The organism is Lunatimonas lonarensis (genome assembly GCF_000390185.1).
Classification (GTDB): domain Bacteria; phylum Bacteroidota; class Bacteroidia; order Cytophagales; family Cyclobacteriaceae; genus Lunatimonas; species Lunatimonas lonarensis.
In genome coordinates, this window is sequence record NZ_AQHR01000088.1 from 186,011 (window position 1) to 202,513 (window position 16,503).

Consider the following 16,503-nt stretch of genomic DNA (forward strand, 5'->3'; position numbering starts at 1 on the left):
TTTCATTTTCCATCCCAAGGCCTTGGCGAAGCTGGCCTGTCCCTATCCAAAATAGGAGCGCATAGGCTTTCCTAGAGGATTGATCTTTTTTTTAGCAAAAATTTTTCGTAAAATTGACACGATAAATGTCAATTGAACCTATCGGAAACCCACCTGTCCATGAGCATTGCAAAAAGTTATTTTCCTGGCAACTTAAAATTTTTGCGCGAACGCAAAGGATTGACACAGCACAACTTGGCAGATTCGCTGGGCCTCACCCGGTCAAAGGTCAACGCGCTGGAGTCGGGGCAGACGAAATCTCCTTCCCCGGAGGATTTTTTAGGCATATCCGGCTTTTTTGGCATCAGCATAGACAGCCTGATCCGGGTGGATCTATCTAAGCTCGGTGAGCTAAAACTCCGTGAACTGGAAGCCGGTAACGATGTGTACATACGAGGTGGCAACTTGAGAGTATTGGCAATCAGCGTGGATAAAACCAACACTGAAAACGTAGAGTACGTCCCCGTAAAGGCCAAATCAGGGTACATGTCGGGATTCAATGACCCGGAGTTTATCGCCAGTTTGCCGAAATTTTCCCTGCCAAACCTGCCCAAGCAGGGCACTTATCGGATATTTCCCACGATAGGTGATTCGATGCTTCCCATTCCCGGAGGGAGTGACATCATAACCCAATACGTAGAAGATTGGACACGCCTGAAACCCAACACTCCCTGCATTGTGGTTCTCGACGGTCAGCAGGATTTTGTCTTTAAGCTGGTCACAGTCCACCCAGAAGGTGTCCTAACACTGACATCCCTCAACCCACTGTTCGAGCCGTTTACCGTTCCAGCAGGCCAAGTATTGGAAATCTGGAAGTTTCATGCGTACACCTGCCACGAAATTCCCGAACCGGAGACAGATATTCAGCAACTAATCCGCGCGGTAAAAGAAGTGCAAAAAGAGCTGTTTGCGAAGAAAAGAAAACCGGCAAGCCCCGAAACAATCATTGCCAGCTGACACAGCGATACCGGAGCACTGACCGGTACGCTGGTGATCTAACCCACCTCTATCTGGTAACAATTCACTTTCGGCAATTTATTTTCGTCCGTTGGGTTTTATTATCTTGGCAAACTTTCTAGTTTTAGTATTTGATGAACACCCTAAACCCAATCAACTTATGCAAGTGAACAAGTACGTGCTATTTCTTTCGGTGGTTGCCGCGCTGGGAGGTTTTCTTTTTGGTTTTGACACCGCCGTTATCTCCGGCGCGGAGCGGTATATTCAGCAGGTGTGGGGACTCAGTGACTGGAGCCATGGCCTAGCGGTAGCCATCGCCCTCTATGGCACGGTGATCGGAGCGCTTTTTGGAGGTATCCCTGCTGACAAGTACGGACGAAAAAAATCGCTTATCTGGATTGGGGTTTTGTATTTTGTATCTGCCTTGGGTTCTGCCGTTGCACCGGAGGTAATCTCTTTTATGGTGTTCCGCTTTATTGGCGGTTTGGGGGTAGGCGCATCCTCGGTAGTGGCCCCTATGTATATCAGCGAAATCTCTCCGGCAAAAAACCGTGGGCAACTGGTCGCCTTGTTTCAGTTTAACCTTGTTTTTGGCATCTTGGTGGCCTATTTCAGCAACTACCTGATCGATACAGCTATCGAAAATGACAGTTGGAGGTGGATGCTCGGCATGGAAGCCATACCTGCTCTAATCTATACCCTCTTGGTTTTTCGGGTTCCACAAAGCCCCCGCTGGCTGATCTCCAAAAAAGATGCATTCGCAGAAGCAGAACGGATTCTTTCCAAGACCGATCCGGACGGCGTAAAAGAGGCTATCCGGCTGGCACTGGAAGAAAAGGAAAAGAACACCCTCAAGGTTGGTTTTATGGCACTATTCAAAACCCAGTACATTCATGTCACCCTACTGGCGGTTGTCATTGCTCTATTTAACCAATTGTCAGGTATCAATGCCATCATTTATTTCGCACCTAGGGTCTTCGAAATGGCAGGGATAAGTTCAGAAGGAGCCTTGCTCTCTACTGTCGGGATCGGCGTCATCAATTTAGTCGCCACCATGCTGGGGTTGTTTCTTATCGACCGAATAGGCCGAAAAAAACTGATGTACATAGGATCTGTTGGGTACATCATTTCCCTTTCGCTAATTGCCTATTCATTCTCAGGTGGGCAAATCAGCGTAAGCCTGCTTCCGATTTTTGTTTTTATGTTCATTGCCTCCCACGCCGTTGGTCAGGGAGCAGTCATTTGGGTTTTCATTTCGGAAGTATTCCCCAATGAGCTTCGTGCGTTTGGTCAGTCAATAGGCTGCTTTACCCATTGGATTCTGGCTGCCCTCATTGCCAATATATTCCCGTTTTTCGCCAATCAATTCGGGGCCGTTCCGATCTTTGGCTTCTTCGCAGTCATGATGGTTCTACAACTAATTTGGGTTGCGTTGAAAATGCCCGAGACCAAGGGAAGATCCCTGGAAGAGATTCAGCAAGATTTATCCAACTGACATGGCCAAAAAAGCAATCTGCTTCGGAGAAATGCTCTGGGACGTCTTTCCCAAAAAGAAAATTGCAGGAGGCGCCCCCATGAACGTCGCCCTGCACCTCCAACATCTGGGATTGGAAACATCTATGATTTCCCGGGTAGGAAAGGACAAGATGGGGGCCGACCTGATACGTTTTGTGGAATCTTACGGACTGGACACCTCGCTGATCCAAACGGACGAGACGCTCCCCACCGGCACCGTTCACGTAGATGATTCCGATCCCGAAAACATAAAATACGAAATCGTTAAGCCGGCCGCGTGGGACCGCATTGAATGGAATGAATCCATTCGGAGAAATGCCCTGCTAGCCGATGCGTTTATTTACGGCAGCTTGGCTTTAAGGGAGCCTCTCAGTAGGGGTACACTTTTTGATATCCTGGCCCAAACGGACTGCCTAAAAGTCTTGGATATCAACCTCCGACCTCCTTTTTACACCGCAGAGCTCATTGAGCAACTTTTGAATTCGTGCAATGTATTGAAAATCAACGAGGAAGAGCTTACCACAATAGCAGGGTTTCACAACCTTCCCACCAAAATGAGCCTCGCACTGGAGCGGTTGGCCGAACAGTTCGACATAGAACTTCTCTGCGTCACGCTAGGCGCCAAAGGGGCTTTGATCTACCAAGATGGCGAGGTCATTTCCCATCCCGGTTATCCGGTTACCGTAAAGGACACGGTAGGTTCGGGCGATGCTTTTTTGGCCGGCTTTGTGGCCAATTACCTCGAAAAGAAACCATTGGAACAAACGCTGGACTACGCCTGTGCATTAGGCGCGCTGGTAGCGACCAAGGAAGGAGGAACGCCAAGTTACCAACAAGAAGAAATTGATCAGCTAAAGAAAACCTGACAAGCCCTCCATCAGGAAGGCTTGTCATGAGGGTTATTTCTCTCTGAAACCTTTAAAAACTAATCCCAAGAGAAAGTTTAAAGCCTCGGTTATAGACTTCCGCCTGCGAATCCTTAAACACCGGCGTAAGGCCTAAGTCATAACTCGCCTGTAGGTTGAGCCCTACGGGCAAATTATACCCCAATCCGAACACGACACCCGCATCAATGTCATTGATGGCATCTGTATTCCACCCCAACGTACTTCCAAGGACATTGGCCTCGAACTTCGACCCCATCAATATTGATCCCTGAGGGCCCGCAAAGAAATTCAATCCTTCACCAGCATAGAATCGAAACAAAATTGGTACATCGAGATAGGTCAAAATTGCCCTTGAATCGACGAAATCATCGTTTTGGGTGCCCTTGACCGAATAATAAACTCCTGGCTCAATGGCAAAATTATCCACCACAAACATGTTTGCAAAAACACCTGCATGGAATCCAACCCGGTTGGTGTAATCGTTGCTGCTCACATCTGCCCCTCCCCAATTGAAGAAGTTTGCTCCTCCCCGGATTCCAAAACTAGCCCTCTGCTCTTCGGCAGGGCTTCTCATTTGCGCATGTGCGGCCATAATTCCCGCTCCCATGAATACTAAAACGAATAAAGATAACTTTTGCATGGTAATTATTCTAATTGGTTTGCATTCCCTGCCTTTCTAATACTGTGCCAAAAACCTAGCATATCTCCCTTCCACTTTCCAACCTATTGAAAATTACAGACAAAAAACCCACCGACCAATGAAGGTATTTTAGGGGCTTGGAGAATGGTTGCATTGTTTCCCCGAAAGCCATCGGCGCATCCCAGTGTGTGACGGCTATGTTATGTTAGATTTTAAAATCCTCATCTCCAAATATTTACTGGTAAATCCTAGTTCCTCGTAAAGTCGTCTCGCTGGATTATCGGGCTCCACGTGAAGTGCCATATCTCCCTCCGTAAGGTTTAGGACCACTTGCATCAGGCACTTCCCTAAGCCCTGCCCCCGTTTTGAGGCATCTACCGCTATATATACCAGAATATTTTCGGGGATGTACCCGGACATCCCTGTTTTGTTCACCACCACGGCCCCTACCAGCTGATCGCCTTCCCGCGCCAAAACCACAAGCCCACCCCGGTCTCCTACCGGATCCAATGCATAGTCCAAGCAGCGCAGTATGTGTTCACAAGGGTCGCCATATTGTCCTAGCTGTTGAAAGAGGAAGTCTGCGATTTCCCTTTTTTCCAGATAGGTCACGTTATCCGTTGGCGTAAGTACTTGAATATCATTCATGTTGTAACAAAATTCTGTTAGAAAAATGGGATTAAACCGGTCAGGAAGCACCAAACGAAAAAGACCCCGGAAAAACGGGGTCTTTTTCAAATAATTAGAACAATTCTCAGCTTACTAAACGTTTTCCGTAGTAACTGCTGCCGTATAAAACTCGCGGTTCAATCGGGCGATGTTACTCAGTTTGATCTCCTTTGGACATTCCGCCGCACAAGCGCCGGTATTGGTACAGGCACCGAACTCTTCCGCGTCCATCTGTGCAATCATTTTCTCGGCACGATCTCTCCTTTCTACCTGCCCTTGTGGCAACAGGGCCAATTGCGAAATCTTGGCAGATACGAAAAGCATCGCAGATGCGTTCTTGCAAGCAGCAACACAGGCTCCACAGCCAATACAGGTAGCTGCATCAAACGCTTCGTCGGCGATAACCTTCGGAATGGGAATTTCATTGGCATCGGGAACCCCGCCAGTATTTACCGAAACGTAACCACCAGCCTGGATGATCCGATCAAACGCTCCCCGATCTACCACCAGGTCCTTCATAATGGGGAAAGCCTTTGCCCTCCACGGCTCAATCGTAATGGTATCACCGTCCTTAAATGACCGCATATGTAACTGACAGGTAGTCGTCTGCTGGGGGCCGTGTGGCCTTCCGTTAATATATAGGGAGCACATACCACAAATTCCCTCCCTACAGTCGTGATCAAAATGCACTGGATCCTCTCCCTTTTCGGAAAGCTCCTCGTTTAGCACGTCCAACATTTCCAAAAAAGACATGTCCTCGGAAATATTGGCCAATTTATAATCCTTAAAACCACCTTTGTCACTGTGGTTTTTCTGTCTCCATATTTTTAGTGTAAGATTCATACGGTCGATTTCTTTTGTGGTTTTTGTTTACTTGTAGCTACGTTGGGTAAGCTTTACATTTTCGAAAACCAACGGCTCTTTGTGCAGTTGTTCTTCTTTGCCTTCACCCAAATATTCCCAAGCTGCTACGTAGGCGAAATTTTCGTCATCCCTAAGCGCCTCGCCTTCCGGCGTCTGGAATTCCTCCCTGAAGTGACCTCCGCAGCTTTCGTCACGATTCAAAGCATCGTCTATCATTAGCTCTCCCAATTCAAGAAAATCTGCCACCCTGTGTGCCTTTTCCAAGGATTGGTTTAGCTCCTCACCTGTACCCAACACCTTCACATTGGACCAAAACTCTGCCTTCAATTCCTTTATCATGGCTTTGGCTTTGGTCAGGCCATCAGCCGACCTGGCCATGCCACAGTAGTTCCACATGATCTTACCCAGCTTTTTGTGGTAGTAGTCCACTGTTTTGGAACCGTTGATGGATAATAGCTGCTGAATGCGGCCTTTCACATCTGCTTCGGCTTCCTTAAATGCGGGATGATCTACCGAAATCTTTTCTGAGGACATACCCGCAAGGTAATCACCAATGGTATAAGGGACCACAAAATACCCATCGGCCAGTCCCTGCATCAGAGCGGAAGCACCCAATCGGTTTGCCCCGTGATCTGAGAAGTTAGCCTCACCCAGTGCATAAAGCCCCGGTACAGTTGTCATTAAGTTATAGTCTACCCAAAGTCCACCCATGGTGTAGTGAACCGCGGGATAAATCATCATTGGCGTCTTGTAGGGGTTCTCTCCCGTGATCTGCTGATACATGTCAAACAGGTTACCATATTTGCTTCTCACCAGGTCTTCGCCGTCCCGTAGGATCGCATCCCTGAAGTCCAGGAACACTGCTTCGCCGGTTTCATTTACACCACGACCCTCATCGCAAACGTATTTGGCATTCCTAGAGGCCACGTCCCTAGGCACCAAATTACCAAAAGACGGGTATTTGGTCTCCAGGTAATAGTCACGGTCTTCATCCTTGATATCCTGGGGCTTGATTTGCTTCTTACGCAACTTCTCTGCGGTCTCGACAGTCTTAGGCACCCACACCCGACCGTCGTTTCGAAGTGACTCGGACATCAGTGTCAGTTTGGACTGATGGTCGCCCGATACGGGGATACAGGTTGGGTGAATCTGCGTGTAGCAGGGATTGCTGAAGTAGGCACCTTTTTTATGCGCTCTCCAAGCAGCGGTTACATTGGAACCCATCGCGTTGGTGGAGAGAAAAAAGACGTTTCCATAGCCGCCGGTACAAAGAAGCACTGCGTGGGCACTGTGGGATTCGATGGCTCCGGTAATCAGGTTTCGGGTTACAATCCCCCTTGCTTTACCGTCAATTTTCACCACATCCATCATCTCTGTCCTGGGATACAGCTTTACTTTTCCATTTGCCACTTGCCGACTGAGGGCAGAATAAGCTCCCAGTAGCAACTGCTGACCAGTTTGGCCCCTTGCGTAGAAGGTTCTGGACACTTGGGCACCGCCAAAGGATCTGTTGGCTAGCAATCCGCCGTATTCCCGGGCGAAAGGAACGCCCTGAGCGACACATTGGTCAATAATGTTCACAGATACTTCTGCCAAACGATACACGTTAGCCTCTCTAGACCGATAATCTCCACCTTTGATGGTGTCGTAAAAAAGGCGGAACACAGAGTCACCATCATTTTGATAGTTTTTAGCTGCGTTTATACCACCTTGGGCAGCAATGGAATGGGCTCGCCGAGGGCTATCCTGAAAACAGAACGCCTTTACGTTGTAACCCAACTCCGCCAACGAAGCAGCCGCAGAGGCGCCCGCAAGGCCTGTGCCTACGACGATCACGTCGTACTTTCTTTTATTTGCCGGATTGACCAGCTTTACGTTGAATTTATGTTTAGTCCACTTCTCCGCCAAGGGGCCGGAGGGTATTTTAGCGTCCAGTATCATTGATCTGCAGATTTATATTCGTAATCAATTTAGATTCAACTTTTTTACATCCCCTGTAGGAACATGACCACAGGAATCAGCGCAAACAACAAAGGAATAAGGATCGAAAACCCAATCCCTACCTTCTTGATCAGAGGTGAATACTTCTTATGATTCAGTCCCAGGGTTTGGAATGCACTCGCAAAACCATGGGATAGGTGAAAGGCTAAGAAACCCATGCTCACCACATAAAACAAGACATATATGACGTTGGAATAAGCCGAGGAAACGATGGTGTATACATCTTTGAAAGTCCCTTCCTCATAGGTAGCCGTTGGAATTGAGCCGAACTTGAACTCGTACCAAAACCCTCTTAAGTGTACCAGGATGAAGATCAACAAGATGGTGCCCAAGACTCCCATGTTTCTGGAAGCCCAGGAAGAATTGGAGGAGGCTCCTGAAACCGCATAGCCCACCGGCCTAGCTTGCTTATTATATTTGGTCAATATGATCGAATATACCACATGAAGTGCGATGAAGACAAAATTCAATATGGAGACCACCCGTATCAGCGGATTGGAGGCCATACTCTCTGCGTAAATGTTAAATAATCTTCCTCCATCTCCGGCCAATAACTGCAGGTTCCCGGCCAGGTGCACCACTAAAAATAATATAAGAAATAATCCCGTCAGAGCCATAATCAACTTTCGGCCCAAGGTACTGCTTAAGGTTTTCGTTACCCAACTCATATAGATTCTTTTGTCTAGTTTTGATGGCTTTTTTTATCGAACGCCAAATTTACGCTTGGATTCAATAGCAAACAATCAATAACAAAACGCAGCTTCTTATTTTAAAACGTTCTAAATAACCGCCAATTAACCAATTCGGCGGTGTTTTCCTCCAACGACAATAACCAATCCACGGCTAGCTTTGTTTATGCAAGACGAACCAATTACAACCTTTGTGCCTTAGGTTTTAATACCACATTAAATTATTGACAATTAGCCCTATAGTACTAATTCAGGGAAAGTAGCGTTAGATCCTTACACGGTTTTAGGGAATTCGTTATCAAAAAGGTGTAATGTATCCCTTAGTTGGCGGGTAATATTTTTGTTAATATTGCCATTAATTTGAAATATTGGGAGACAATCAGTTAACTTAGAGTAACCATAGGTTTCGGACAGTCGTTTCATTGGCATGGGTTTTAATGAGAGGTGCTGCTTTGTAAAATTTTCCAAAGCTCGATCATACTCACGCGGAGACTGCATCTGCACCTGTTGGATAACTATAGAAGATCAAATGAGGCATAGCTACTTACTTTTGGGTTTTTCCCTTTTATTGAGTCTAATATCGACTAATGTATTTGGTACTCATATTAGAGCCGGCGAGATTATTGCCGAGCGGGTCTCTGTCCAGACCCTTACCTATCGGATCACCGTAGTAGGATACACGGATACCCGCTCTTCGGTTATCTTTGGTCCAGGCGTTATCAATTTTGGTGATGGTAGGGAAGAACGTCTGAATACGGAAAGTGACTTCGAACAGACAGAAACCTTGGGCAATAACATCCAAAAAAACGTTTTTATCATCACCCATACCTACCAAGGGCCCGGCAATTACACGATTCGCTTTTTGGAATTCAACCGAAACGCGGGGACGCTAAACATGGATCAATCGGTGGATACACCTTTTTACCTAGAGACCATGATCCGCATTGATCCGTTTTTAGGCGTAAACAATTCGCCGGTCTTGACCATTCCTCCGGTCGATAACGGTGCGGTAAACCAGACGTATATTCACAATCCAGGCGCCTATGATCCGGACGGTGACTCGCTAGCTTATGTAATGGATATTCCAAGGCAGGCGTTTCAACGACCCGTAAACAACTACCGAAGCCCCGCATCAGCCGAGTTTTCGTTTACCCGGCAGGATGGCTCGACACCGCCTTTCCTTGAATTGGATCCTCTCACGGGAGATTTGATTTGGGATGCGCCGGGATTGGCCGGTCAATACAACGTAGCCTTCCGTATCGAGGAATGGCGACTCGTGGCCGGTGAATGGGTTCGGATAGGCTATGTCATCCGGGACATGCAGATCATTATTGAAAATACCGATAACCGCCGCCCTGAGCTGATTATGCCCGACGATATTTGTGTGGAAGCTGGCACAAACATATCCGAGATCATTCAGGGATTTGATCCCGATGGAGATCCTATTAAGATCGAGGTATTCGGAGATCCAATCGAGATCACCTCCTCCCCTGCCTCCTATTCGCCGGTCTCGGTCTTTCAGCCTTCGCCGGGTATTATCAATTTCCAATGGCAAACGGTTTGCAACCACGTAAGGGCCAGACAGTACCAGGTTCGGATTAGGATTTCCGACCAACCCTCGTCAGGTCCATCCTTGGTGGATATCAAAACGTGGAACATCACCGTTGTAGGGCCTCCGCCCATCCTTGATGATATAGTCCAAGGAGAAGGGCGGTCAGCCAGCTTGGAATGGGATCCGTATAGCTGTGGGGCCTCGGCTGAAAATATACAGATATGGCGGCGAATAAACAGCGATCCCTACGAACCGGATTCTTGCGAGGTGGGAATTCGTCCCGGCTACGACTTGGTGGGTACCACGGGCATGGGCACCCTGAATTTTGTGGATTCGAATAATGGCATGGGGCTGAGCCCTGGAAACACCTATTGCTACCGACTAGTGGCCAGTTACCCCTCTCCAAGGGGTGGCTTGAGTATCGTATCGGAGGAAAGGTGTATAACGATAGACGTAGACGTTCCGATAATTACCAACGTAAGCATCGAAAATACCGATACGGAATCCGGTGAAATACTGGTTCGATGGACGCCTCCCTACGACATAGACCAAGAGCAGTTCCCGGGTCCCTATCAGTACAGACTCATTCGTAACCAAGGGTTTATGGGCACCCAAAACTCGGTAAGTCTAATTACTACATCTGATACGGTTTTTGTTGATACCGGATTAAATACAGAAAACTTAGTACATAACTACCAAGTGGTATTGATTTCGCAAGGAGATGAAGTGGATCGGTCCAGCACTGCCTCATCTGTTCGGGTGGAACCGACAATAATAAACGAGGCGATCGAGTTGACCTGGAATTTTACCGTACCTTGGAATAATGAGATTTCCGAATTTCCCCATTTGATCTATCGAAACAGGACAGATCCCGGGGCAAACGACACCGAAACATTTACATTGATTGGTGAGGTAGATGTAACCACTTCTGGATTTGTTTTTCTGGATGACGGCAGTCACAACGGCGTCACACTGGATACCGAGAAGGAATATTGTTACTATGTGGTAACAAATGGTGCCTACAATATCGCCCTACTTGAGTACCCACTGGCAAACAAATCACAGGTAGTGTGCGCCCGTCCCGACGACGACCGCCTACCCTGTCCGCCTGTACTTACCTATGAGGGTCCAGACTGCGAGGAGTACCTGTCGGATAAAACCTGTAATTTCAATGAGTTTTACCATGACCTCAGCTGGCAACCTGATTTCTCCGGAAATTGCGATACCGAGCTAAACGGGTATAGGCTTTACTTCTCATCGACGGGAGAGGAAGGAACTTTTGCCCTCGTCCGTACGCTGGCTGTGGTCGAAAACAGCACGCGAATCAGTGGCCTTACCGATCTGAAAGGTTGTTATTATATCACGGCAGTAGACCGATCTGGAAACGAAAGTGATCCTTCTAATATCGTGTGCGTAGACAACTGCCCAAATTACGAACTGCCCAATGCCTTCACCCCCAACGGAGACAATATCAATGATACCTTCCAGGCATTTGACAATCCGTTTCCGCGTTGCCCGCGCTTTGTGGAAGCCGTAGAAATTAAAATTTACAACCGCTGGGGAGTACTTGTCCATTCTTATAACAGCCTATCGTCTACCGAAAACAATATCTATATAAATTGGGACGGCAGAGATCGGGAGGGAAGAGACCTGCCGGCCGGAACCTATTTCTACTCCGGCACCGTGCTGTTCAATGTATTGGATCCTGCACAAAGGGAACAAAAGCTCAAAGGTACCATTCAGCTTATGAAGTAACTGGTAGAAGGGGCATCACGCGAGGTGCCCCTTCTCGTTTTCTACCTAATAAACAGCATTTTAGTGTCTAATGCTAATTTATATCATGGTCAACAGACCGATTTTTTTCGGGCATATCCAAGTTTTTAGTTATCTTCACCACACACAGTGGGCCTCGAGTCGACTGCAGGTATTAATTTTGCATACTTTATGAAAGCACACGACAAAAAAAGTCAGGATAGCCTTACACCCCAAGATGCCCTTGATTACCTTAAAGAAGGTAACAATCGCTTTATCAATAACCTCAGAGCAAACCGAAACCTGCTCCAAATGGTCAATGACACCTCCGAGGGACAGTGGCCATTTGCCATAATCTTGAGTTGCATTGACTCACGTACGGCTACAGAATTGATTTTTGATCAGGGACTAGGTGACGTCTTTAGCGTTAGGGTGGCCGGAAACGTGGTCAACGAAGATGTGCTTGGGAGTATGGAATACGCCGTAAAATATGCCGGATCCAAACTGATTGTAGTTTTGGGCCATACGAAGTGTGGGGCGGTGACTTCTGCCTGCAATCGCGTGAAAGATGGCAACATCACAGCCCTCATGCACAAGATCAAGCCAGCAATTGATAAGGAAAATACGGTGAAAGAGGAGCGTAACGGAAAAAACGCCGAATTCGTCGAGAAAGTGGCCAATCTAAATGTATTTCACGCCATAGAAGAAATACGGGAACGGAGTGATATTATTTCTGCCTTAGAAAAGGAAGGAAGAATCCTCATAGTCGGCGGCATTTACGACGTAGAAACAGGTATCGTTGACTTCTTTGAAGATTAGCCCACCTTGCAATCAGAAGACTGTATTGCCTAGAGTTGAACTACAATTTTCTCCCGTTTTATTTGTAGTTTCGCACCCTAGATTCCAAACAACCTACCAATCATGAAAGCATTTGTGTTTCCTGGCCAAGGAGCCCAATTTCCCGGAATGGGGAAAAATCTATATACCGAAAACCCAAGGGCCAAAGAGCTGTTCGAACGGGCAAATGAGCTGCTTGGTTTCCGCATTACCGATATAATGTTTGAAGGCAGCGAGGAGGCATTGAAGCAAACCAATGTTACTCAACCAGCCATTTTTCTACATTCGGTCATATTGGCAAAGACGGCAACCCTATTCAACCCGGATATGGTGGCCGGCCATTCCTTGGGGGAGTTTTCCGCACTGGTAGCCAATGGCGTGCTTTCATTCGAAGATGGACTGCTACTGGTGTACCAACGGGCCTTGGCCATGCAGGAAGCATGTGAAATCAATCCATCAACCATGGCTGCGATATTGGGTCTACCGGATGAAAAAGTGGAGGAAATCTGTGCTTCCATCACCGATCAAACCGTAGTACCTGCCAACTACAATTGCCCCGGCCAACTGGTGATTTCCGGGAGCAATGAAGGGATTGCCATCGCTTGTGCCAAAATGCTTGAGGCGGGCGCAAAACGGGCATTGCCCCTGCCAGTAGGTGGTGCCTTTCACTCCCCATTGATGGAACCGGCCGGCATCAAGCTGCAGAAAGCCATTGAGGGAACCAGGTTTTCATCGCCTTCCTGTCCGGTATACCAGAATGTCAGCACAATTGGGGTGACCGATATCGACACCATCAAAGCAAACCTAATCGCCCAACTCACCGCCCCGGTCAAATGGACCCAATCGGTAGAACAAATGGTCAAAGACGGAGCAACGGAGTTTATTGAATGTGGCCCCGGTAAGGTACTTCAGGGGCTGGTAAAGAAAATATCTCGAACCGCCGAGGTAGCGAGTGTACAGTAAACAACGGAAAAGGTATCAAGGCTCGGATGCCGGTGACCATTCCCTAACCTCTGCCGAATCAGTGGTGGCAAACAGAAGGTCTTTTTGGGTTCTGTTGAGCAATGGATGGATAAACGCTGGCATGAGCGCAGCCAGCGGCGCCAACGCAAACCTCCTATCAGCTATAAAGGGATGTGGGATCTTCAATTTGGGTGAATCTATGATTAGGCTGTCGTAATAAAGAATATCAATGTCCATGGTTCGGTCTCCCCATTTCAAATCCCGTGCCCTTCCCAAGCGATTTTCTACCCGTTGGCAGATTCTGAGCACCTCTATTGGTTGGGCTTCGGTCTCAAACACCATCACTCGATTTAAAAAAAATCCCTTTGATCTGCCGCCCCATGCCTCGGTCTCATAAATGGGAGATCTTTGGGTGCAAACCATCTGTTGCGAAATAAGCTCATCCGCAAGACATAAATTCTTATACCTATCCCCTAAATTACCCCCCAGCAACAAAACTACTTTATGCATTTGTGTGTTCAAGATACGTATCGGGCGATTAAGTCCCTTTGCTTGTTTTAAACAAACCGTAAACCTATGAAATTTTTAAGTAATGTGCTTTCCGTAATCGTCGGCTTGTTTGTTTTTACAATACTGGCTTTCTTTTTTATTGCCGGGCTTATTACGTTAGCTTCGTCGTCCGAAAAAGTGAACGTTGAGGAAAACAGCCTGTTGAGTATAAATTTGGAAGGAAAAAGCATCGTTGAGAGGACCTCCGACGACGAGTTTGATTTTTCATCTATCCCGGGTTTCGGAGGCACTCCTACTGCCGGATTGATCCAACTCAAAAGGGCCATTCAGCTGGCGGGAGAAAATGACAAGATCAAGGGTATTTACCTCCGAGCCGGATATCCCCAAGCTGGTCAGGCTACGCTCCGGGAATTACGGGAGGCCTTGGAATCCTTCAAAGAAAGTGGGAAATTTATCATCTCCTATTCAGAGTTCTACACGGAAGGTGGGTACTACCTGAGTTCTGTGGCAAACCAACTTTACATAAATCCGCAGGGGATGCTGGAACTAAATGGCCTTGCAAGTGAAGGGATGTTTTTCAAGGGTTTTTTTGAGAAGATAGGGGTAGAGCCGCAGGTATTTCGGGTGGGGGACTTTAAAAGTGCCGTAGAGCCCTTTCTTTTGGATAAGATGAGCGAAGAGAGCAGGTTGCAAAGCCAGGCCTACTTGGATGAGTTGAATCAAGTAATTATTGCAGGTGTGGCTTACTCTAGAGGTATTGAACAATCCAAAATTGCCGAAATCAGTAATCGCATGTTGGTAAAAACACCAAAAGACGCACTTGAGCACAAGCTCGTAGACGGGCTCTGGTACGACGATCAAGTCATGGCATTACTGCGTGAAAAACTGGAAATCGATGAAGACAAAGAAATAAATACCATCAATGTTACCAATTTGAATCTTGCCTCTCCCTCTAAAAACCGACTGTCACGAAACCGGGTAGCCGTCTTGGTTGCCGAAGGCGAAATAGTGGGTGGCAATGATGACCGTTTTATCAGTTCGGAGGCCTTTATCCGCGAGATCCAAAAACTCAAGAAAAACAAGGACATAAAAGCGGTAATTCTGCGCATCAATTCTCCAGGAGGGTCTGCCTTGGCATCGGACGTCATGTGGCGTGAGTTAAAGGAGTTAAAGGAGGAAAAGCCATTCGTGGTATCCATGTCTGATTTTGCTGCTTCGGGTGGGTACTATATGTCCGCTGCGGCAGATCGTATTTTTGCGCATCCGAATACCCTCACGGGTTCCATTGGCATTTTTGGTATATGGTTTAATGCCCAAGAACTATTGAACAAAAAGCTCGGGATAACCACCGATGTAGTCAAAACAGGGGAGTTTGCAGATTTCCCAAGTCCCTTCCGTACGATGAGAACCGACGAAGAAGCAATTTACCAACGAATCGTTGAGGAGGGATACGACACCTTCTTGTCACGAGTCGTAGACGGGAGAGGAATGGATAGAAACGAAGTTGAAAAAATCGCATCCGGAAGGGTTTGGAGCGGTGTACAGGCAAAAGAAATCGGATTAGTGGACGAGTTGGGAGGATTGGATGAAGCAATTAATTGGGTAACAAATAAAGCCGAAATTGCGGATGACTTCAGAGTAGTCTTTTATCCCGAGCAGAAATCCTGGATAGAGCGCCTGCTCTCCGATATCAGCCGAGATGTAGAAGTAACCTATCAGAGCTATAAAACCGGCATACCCGTTGAGTTCTGGAAGGAATTGGAAAAGATCAAAAGATTGGAAGGGGTGGTTGCTAGGATGCCTTTTTTCGACCAAATACGATGAGATTGGGGGGTCGGTAGTCTTGAACAAACGCTTTGGCGAATTTTCGTTTGATTTTTTACAAAAATCAATTTAAATAGCTACCTTTGCTATTGATTTCACAATAGCGTACCATGAAAGTTCTTTCCTATACCTTACGTTTCCCTTTTGTTGCCATCCTGTTTTTTCAAGCAGGTGTATCGCAGGGACAAGAACTTCCCGGCATCCTTCCCACCTATTCCATTTGTTTTGAAAAATCAAACGATGGCAGCCAACGATCCCCCCATCTTATTCAATTGATTGAGTTTCATGAACTGGACATACTGGGTCCAAATAAGGGTATTTTCACCGAAAATGAAGAGTCGCTTAAGGAAACAGGCTATGTTTCGCTAAGCAAAGAATCTTCCAAGTCTACCGGTATTTTCTACAACCCTGAAAAATTTGAGCTTTTAGATCATAGTCACTTCTCTATACAACCTTTGGAAACCTCTTCCGAAATGGATTTAAAGCAAGACCATCAACATTGTGTTTGGGGAAAATTACGAAACCTAGAAGATGGACGGTTGCTTTATGTCTTCAATGTAGATGTAGATGTAGCGAGCGGGCAACAGGAACCAATGTCCGAATTAAAGAGGTTGATCCTTCAGGAGATTCAGCTAATAAACAAGGAAGGACTGCCTTATATCTTGACCGGAGGATTTGGTTCAGAGGAATCTATCATTCCGGGTATCAACGCTATAGAGCTATCTCCCGCGCCAGAAAGCTAAATCCGACTCTTTTTCTATCTTTTATTGGAACAGTTTTGAGCTGCTAAATGCCTGCTAGAGG

At 46.9% G+C, this 16,503-nt stretch carries 14 protein-coding genes; 8 read left to right on the forward strand and 6 right to left on the reverse strand.

What is annotated here, in order from left to right:
• Window positions 1-159 precede the first annotated feature (159 nt).
• The 3 genes from ADIS_RS15110 (at window position 160) to ADIS_RS15120 (ending at window position 3,377) form a co-directional block, all read left to right on the forward strand.
• The gene (locus tag ADIS_RS15110) at window positions 160-996 is read left to right on the forward strand and encodes an XRE family transcriptional regulator (RefSeq protein ID WP_010855479.1); all 837 of its coding nucleotides are present in this window, start codon (window positions 160-162) and stop codon (window positions 994-996) included.
• A gap of 160 nt (window positions 997-1,156) precedes the next feature.
• Window positions 1,157-2,491 (forward strand): sugar porter family MFS transporter, encoded by a 1,335-nt coding sequence (locus ADIS_RS15115; RefSeq protein ID WP_010855480.1) that lies wholly within the window; start codon window positions 1,157-1,159, stop codon window positions 2,489-2,491.
• 1 nt (window position 2,492) lies between these two features.
• Window positions 2,493-3,377: a carbohydrate kinase family protein gene (locus tag ADIS_RS15120; protein ID WP_010855481.1), complete on the forward strand. Its 885-nt coding sequence runs from the start codon at window positions 2,493-2,495 to the stop codon at window positions 3,375-3,377.
• A 52-nt stretch (window positions 3,378-3,429) separates the two neighbouring features.
• Here ADIS_RS15120 and ADIS_RS15125 read toward each other — a convergent pair whose 3' ends face one another.
• The 5 genes from ADIS_RS15125 to ADIS_RS15145 form a co-directional block, all read right to left on the reverse strand.
• Window positions 3,430-4,038, reverse strand: coding sequence for a porin family protein (locus tag ADIS_RS15125; protein ID WP_035806268.1), 609 nt, complete (start codon window positions 4,036-4,038; stop codon window positions 3,430-3,432).
• Window positions 4,039-4,233: 195 nt separating this feature from the next.
• On the reverse strand, window positions 4,234-4,686 hold the full coding sequence (locus tag ADIS_RS15130; RefSeq protein WP_010855484.1) for a GNAT family N-acetyltransferase: 453 nt from the start codon (window positions 4,684-4,686) through the stop codon (window positions 4,234-4,236).
• Window positions 4,687-4,800: 114 nt separating this feature from the next.
• Window positions 4,801-5,550 carry a succinate dehydrogenase/fumarate reductase iron-sulfur subunit gene (locus ADIS_RS15135; RefSeq protein WP_010855485.1) on the reverse strand — a complete coding sequence of 250 codons (750 nt, stop codon included), beginning with the start codon at window positions 5,548-5,550 and terminating at the stop codon, window positions 4,801-4,803.
• Between the two features lie 27 nt (window positions 5,551-5,577).
• Window positions 5,578-7,512, reverse strand: coding sequence for a fumarate reductase/succinate dehydrogenase flavoprotein subunit (locus tag ADIS_RS15140; RefSeq protein ID WP_010855486.1), 1,935 nt, complete (start codon window positions 7,510-7,512; stop codon window positions 5,578-5,580).
• 44 nt (window positions 7,513-7,556) lie between these two features.
• Entirely contained in the window at window positions 7,557-8,240 is a 684-nt protein-coding gene (locus ADIS_RS15145; RefSeq protein WP_010855487.1) for a succinate dehydrogenase cytochrome b subunit, read from the reverse strand.
• Between the two features lie 550 nt (window positions 8,241-8,790).
• On the opposite strand from ADIS_RS15145, the gene ADIS_RS15150 reads away from it, so the two are divergent.
• The 3 genes from ADIS_RS15150 to fabD all read left to right on the forward strand — a co-directional run bounded on the left by ADIS_RS15150 (window position 8,791) and on the right by fabD (window position 13,365).
• Window positions 8,791-11,568, forward strand: a complete 2,778-nt coding sequence (locus ADIS_RS15150; protein WP_010855488.1) for a T9SS C-terminal target domain-containing protein — start codon at window positions 8,791-8,793, stop codon at window positions 11,566-11,568.
• 189 nt (window positions 11,569-11,757) lie between these two features.
• The gene (locus ADIS_RS15155; protein WP_010855489.1) at window positions 11,758-12,384 is read left to right on the forward strand and encodes a carbonic anhydrase family protein; all 627 of its coding nucleotides are present in this window, start codon (window positions 11,758-11,760) and stop codon (window positions 12,382-12,384) included.
• A 102-nt stretch (window positions 12,385-12,486) separates the two neighbouring features.
• Complete coding sequence (fabD, locus tag ADIS_RS15160) at window positions 12,487-13,365, forward strand: ACP S-malonyltransferase (RefSeq protein WP_010855490.1); 879 nt, start codon at window positions 12,487-12,489, stop codon at window positions 13,363-13,365.
• Between the two features lie 15 nt (window positions 13,366-13,380).
• Here fabD and folK read toward each other — a convergent pair whose 3' ends face one another.
• Complete coding sequence (gene folK / locus ADIS_RS15165) at window positions 13,381-13,875, reverse strand: 2-amino-4-hydroxy-6-hydroxymethyldihydropteridine diphosphokinase (protein ID WP_035806271.1); 495 nt, start codon at window positions 13,873-13,875, stop codon at window positions 13,381-13,383.
• A gap of 66 nt (window positions 13,876-13,941) precedes the next feature.
• Here folK and sppA point away from each other — a divergent pair, with 66 nt between their 5' ends.
• Window positions 13,942-15,699, forward strand: a complete 1,758-nt coding sequence (gene sppA, locus ADIS_RS15170; protein WP_010855492.1) for a signal peptide peptidase SppA — start codon at window positions 13,942-13,944, stop codon at window positions 15,697-15,699.
• A 110-nt stretch (window positions 15,700-15,809) separates the two neighbouring features.
• Complete coding sequence (locus ADIS_RS15175; protein WP_010855493.1) at window positions 15,810-16,442, forward strand: exonuclease/endonuclease/phosphatase family protein; 633 nt, start codon at window positions 15,810-15,812, stop codon at window positions 16,440-16,442.
• Window positions 16,443-16,503 lie beyond the last annotated feature (61 nt).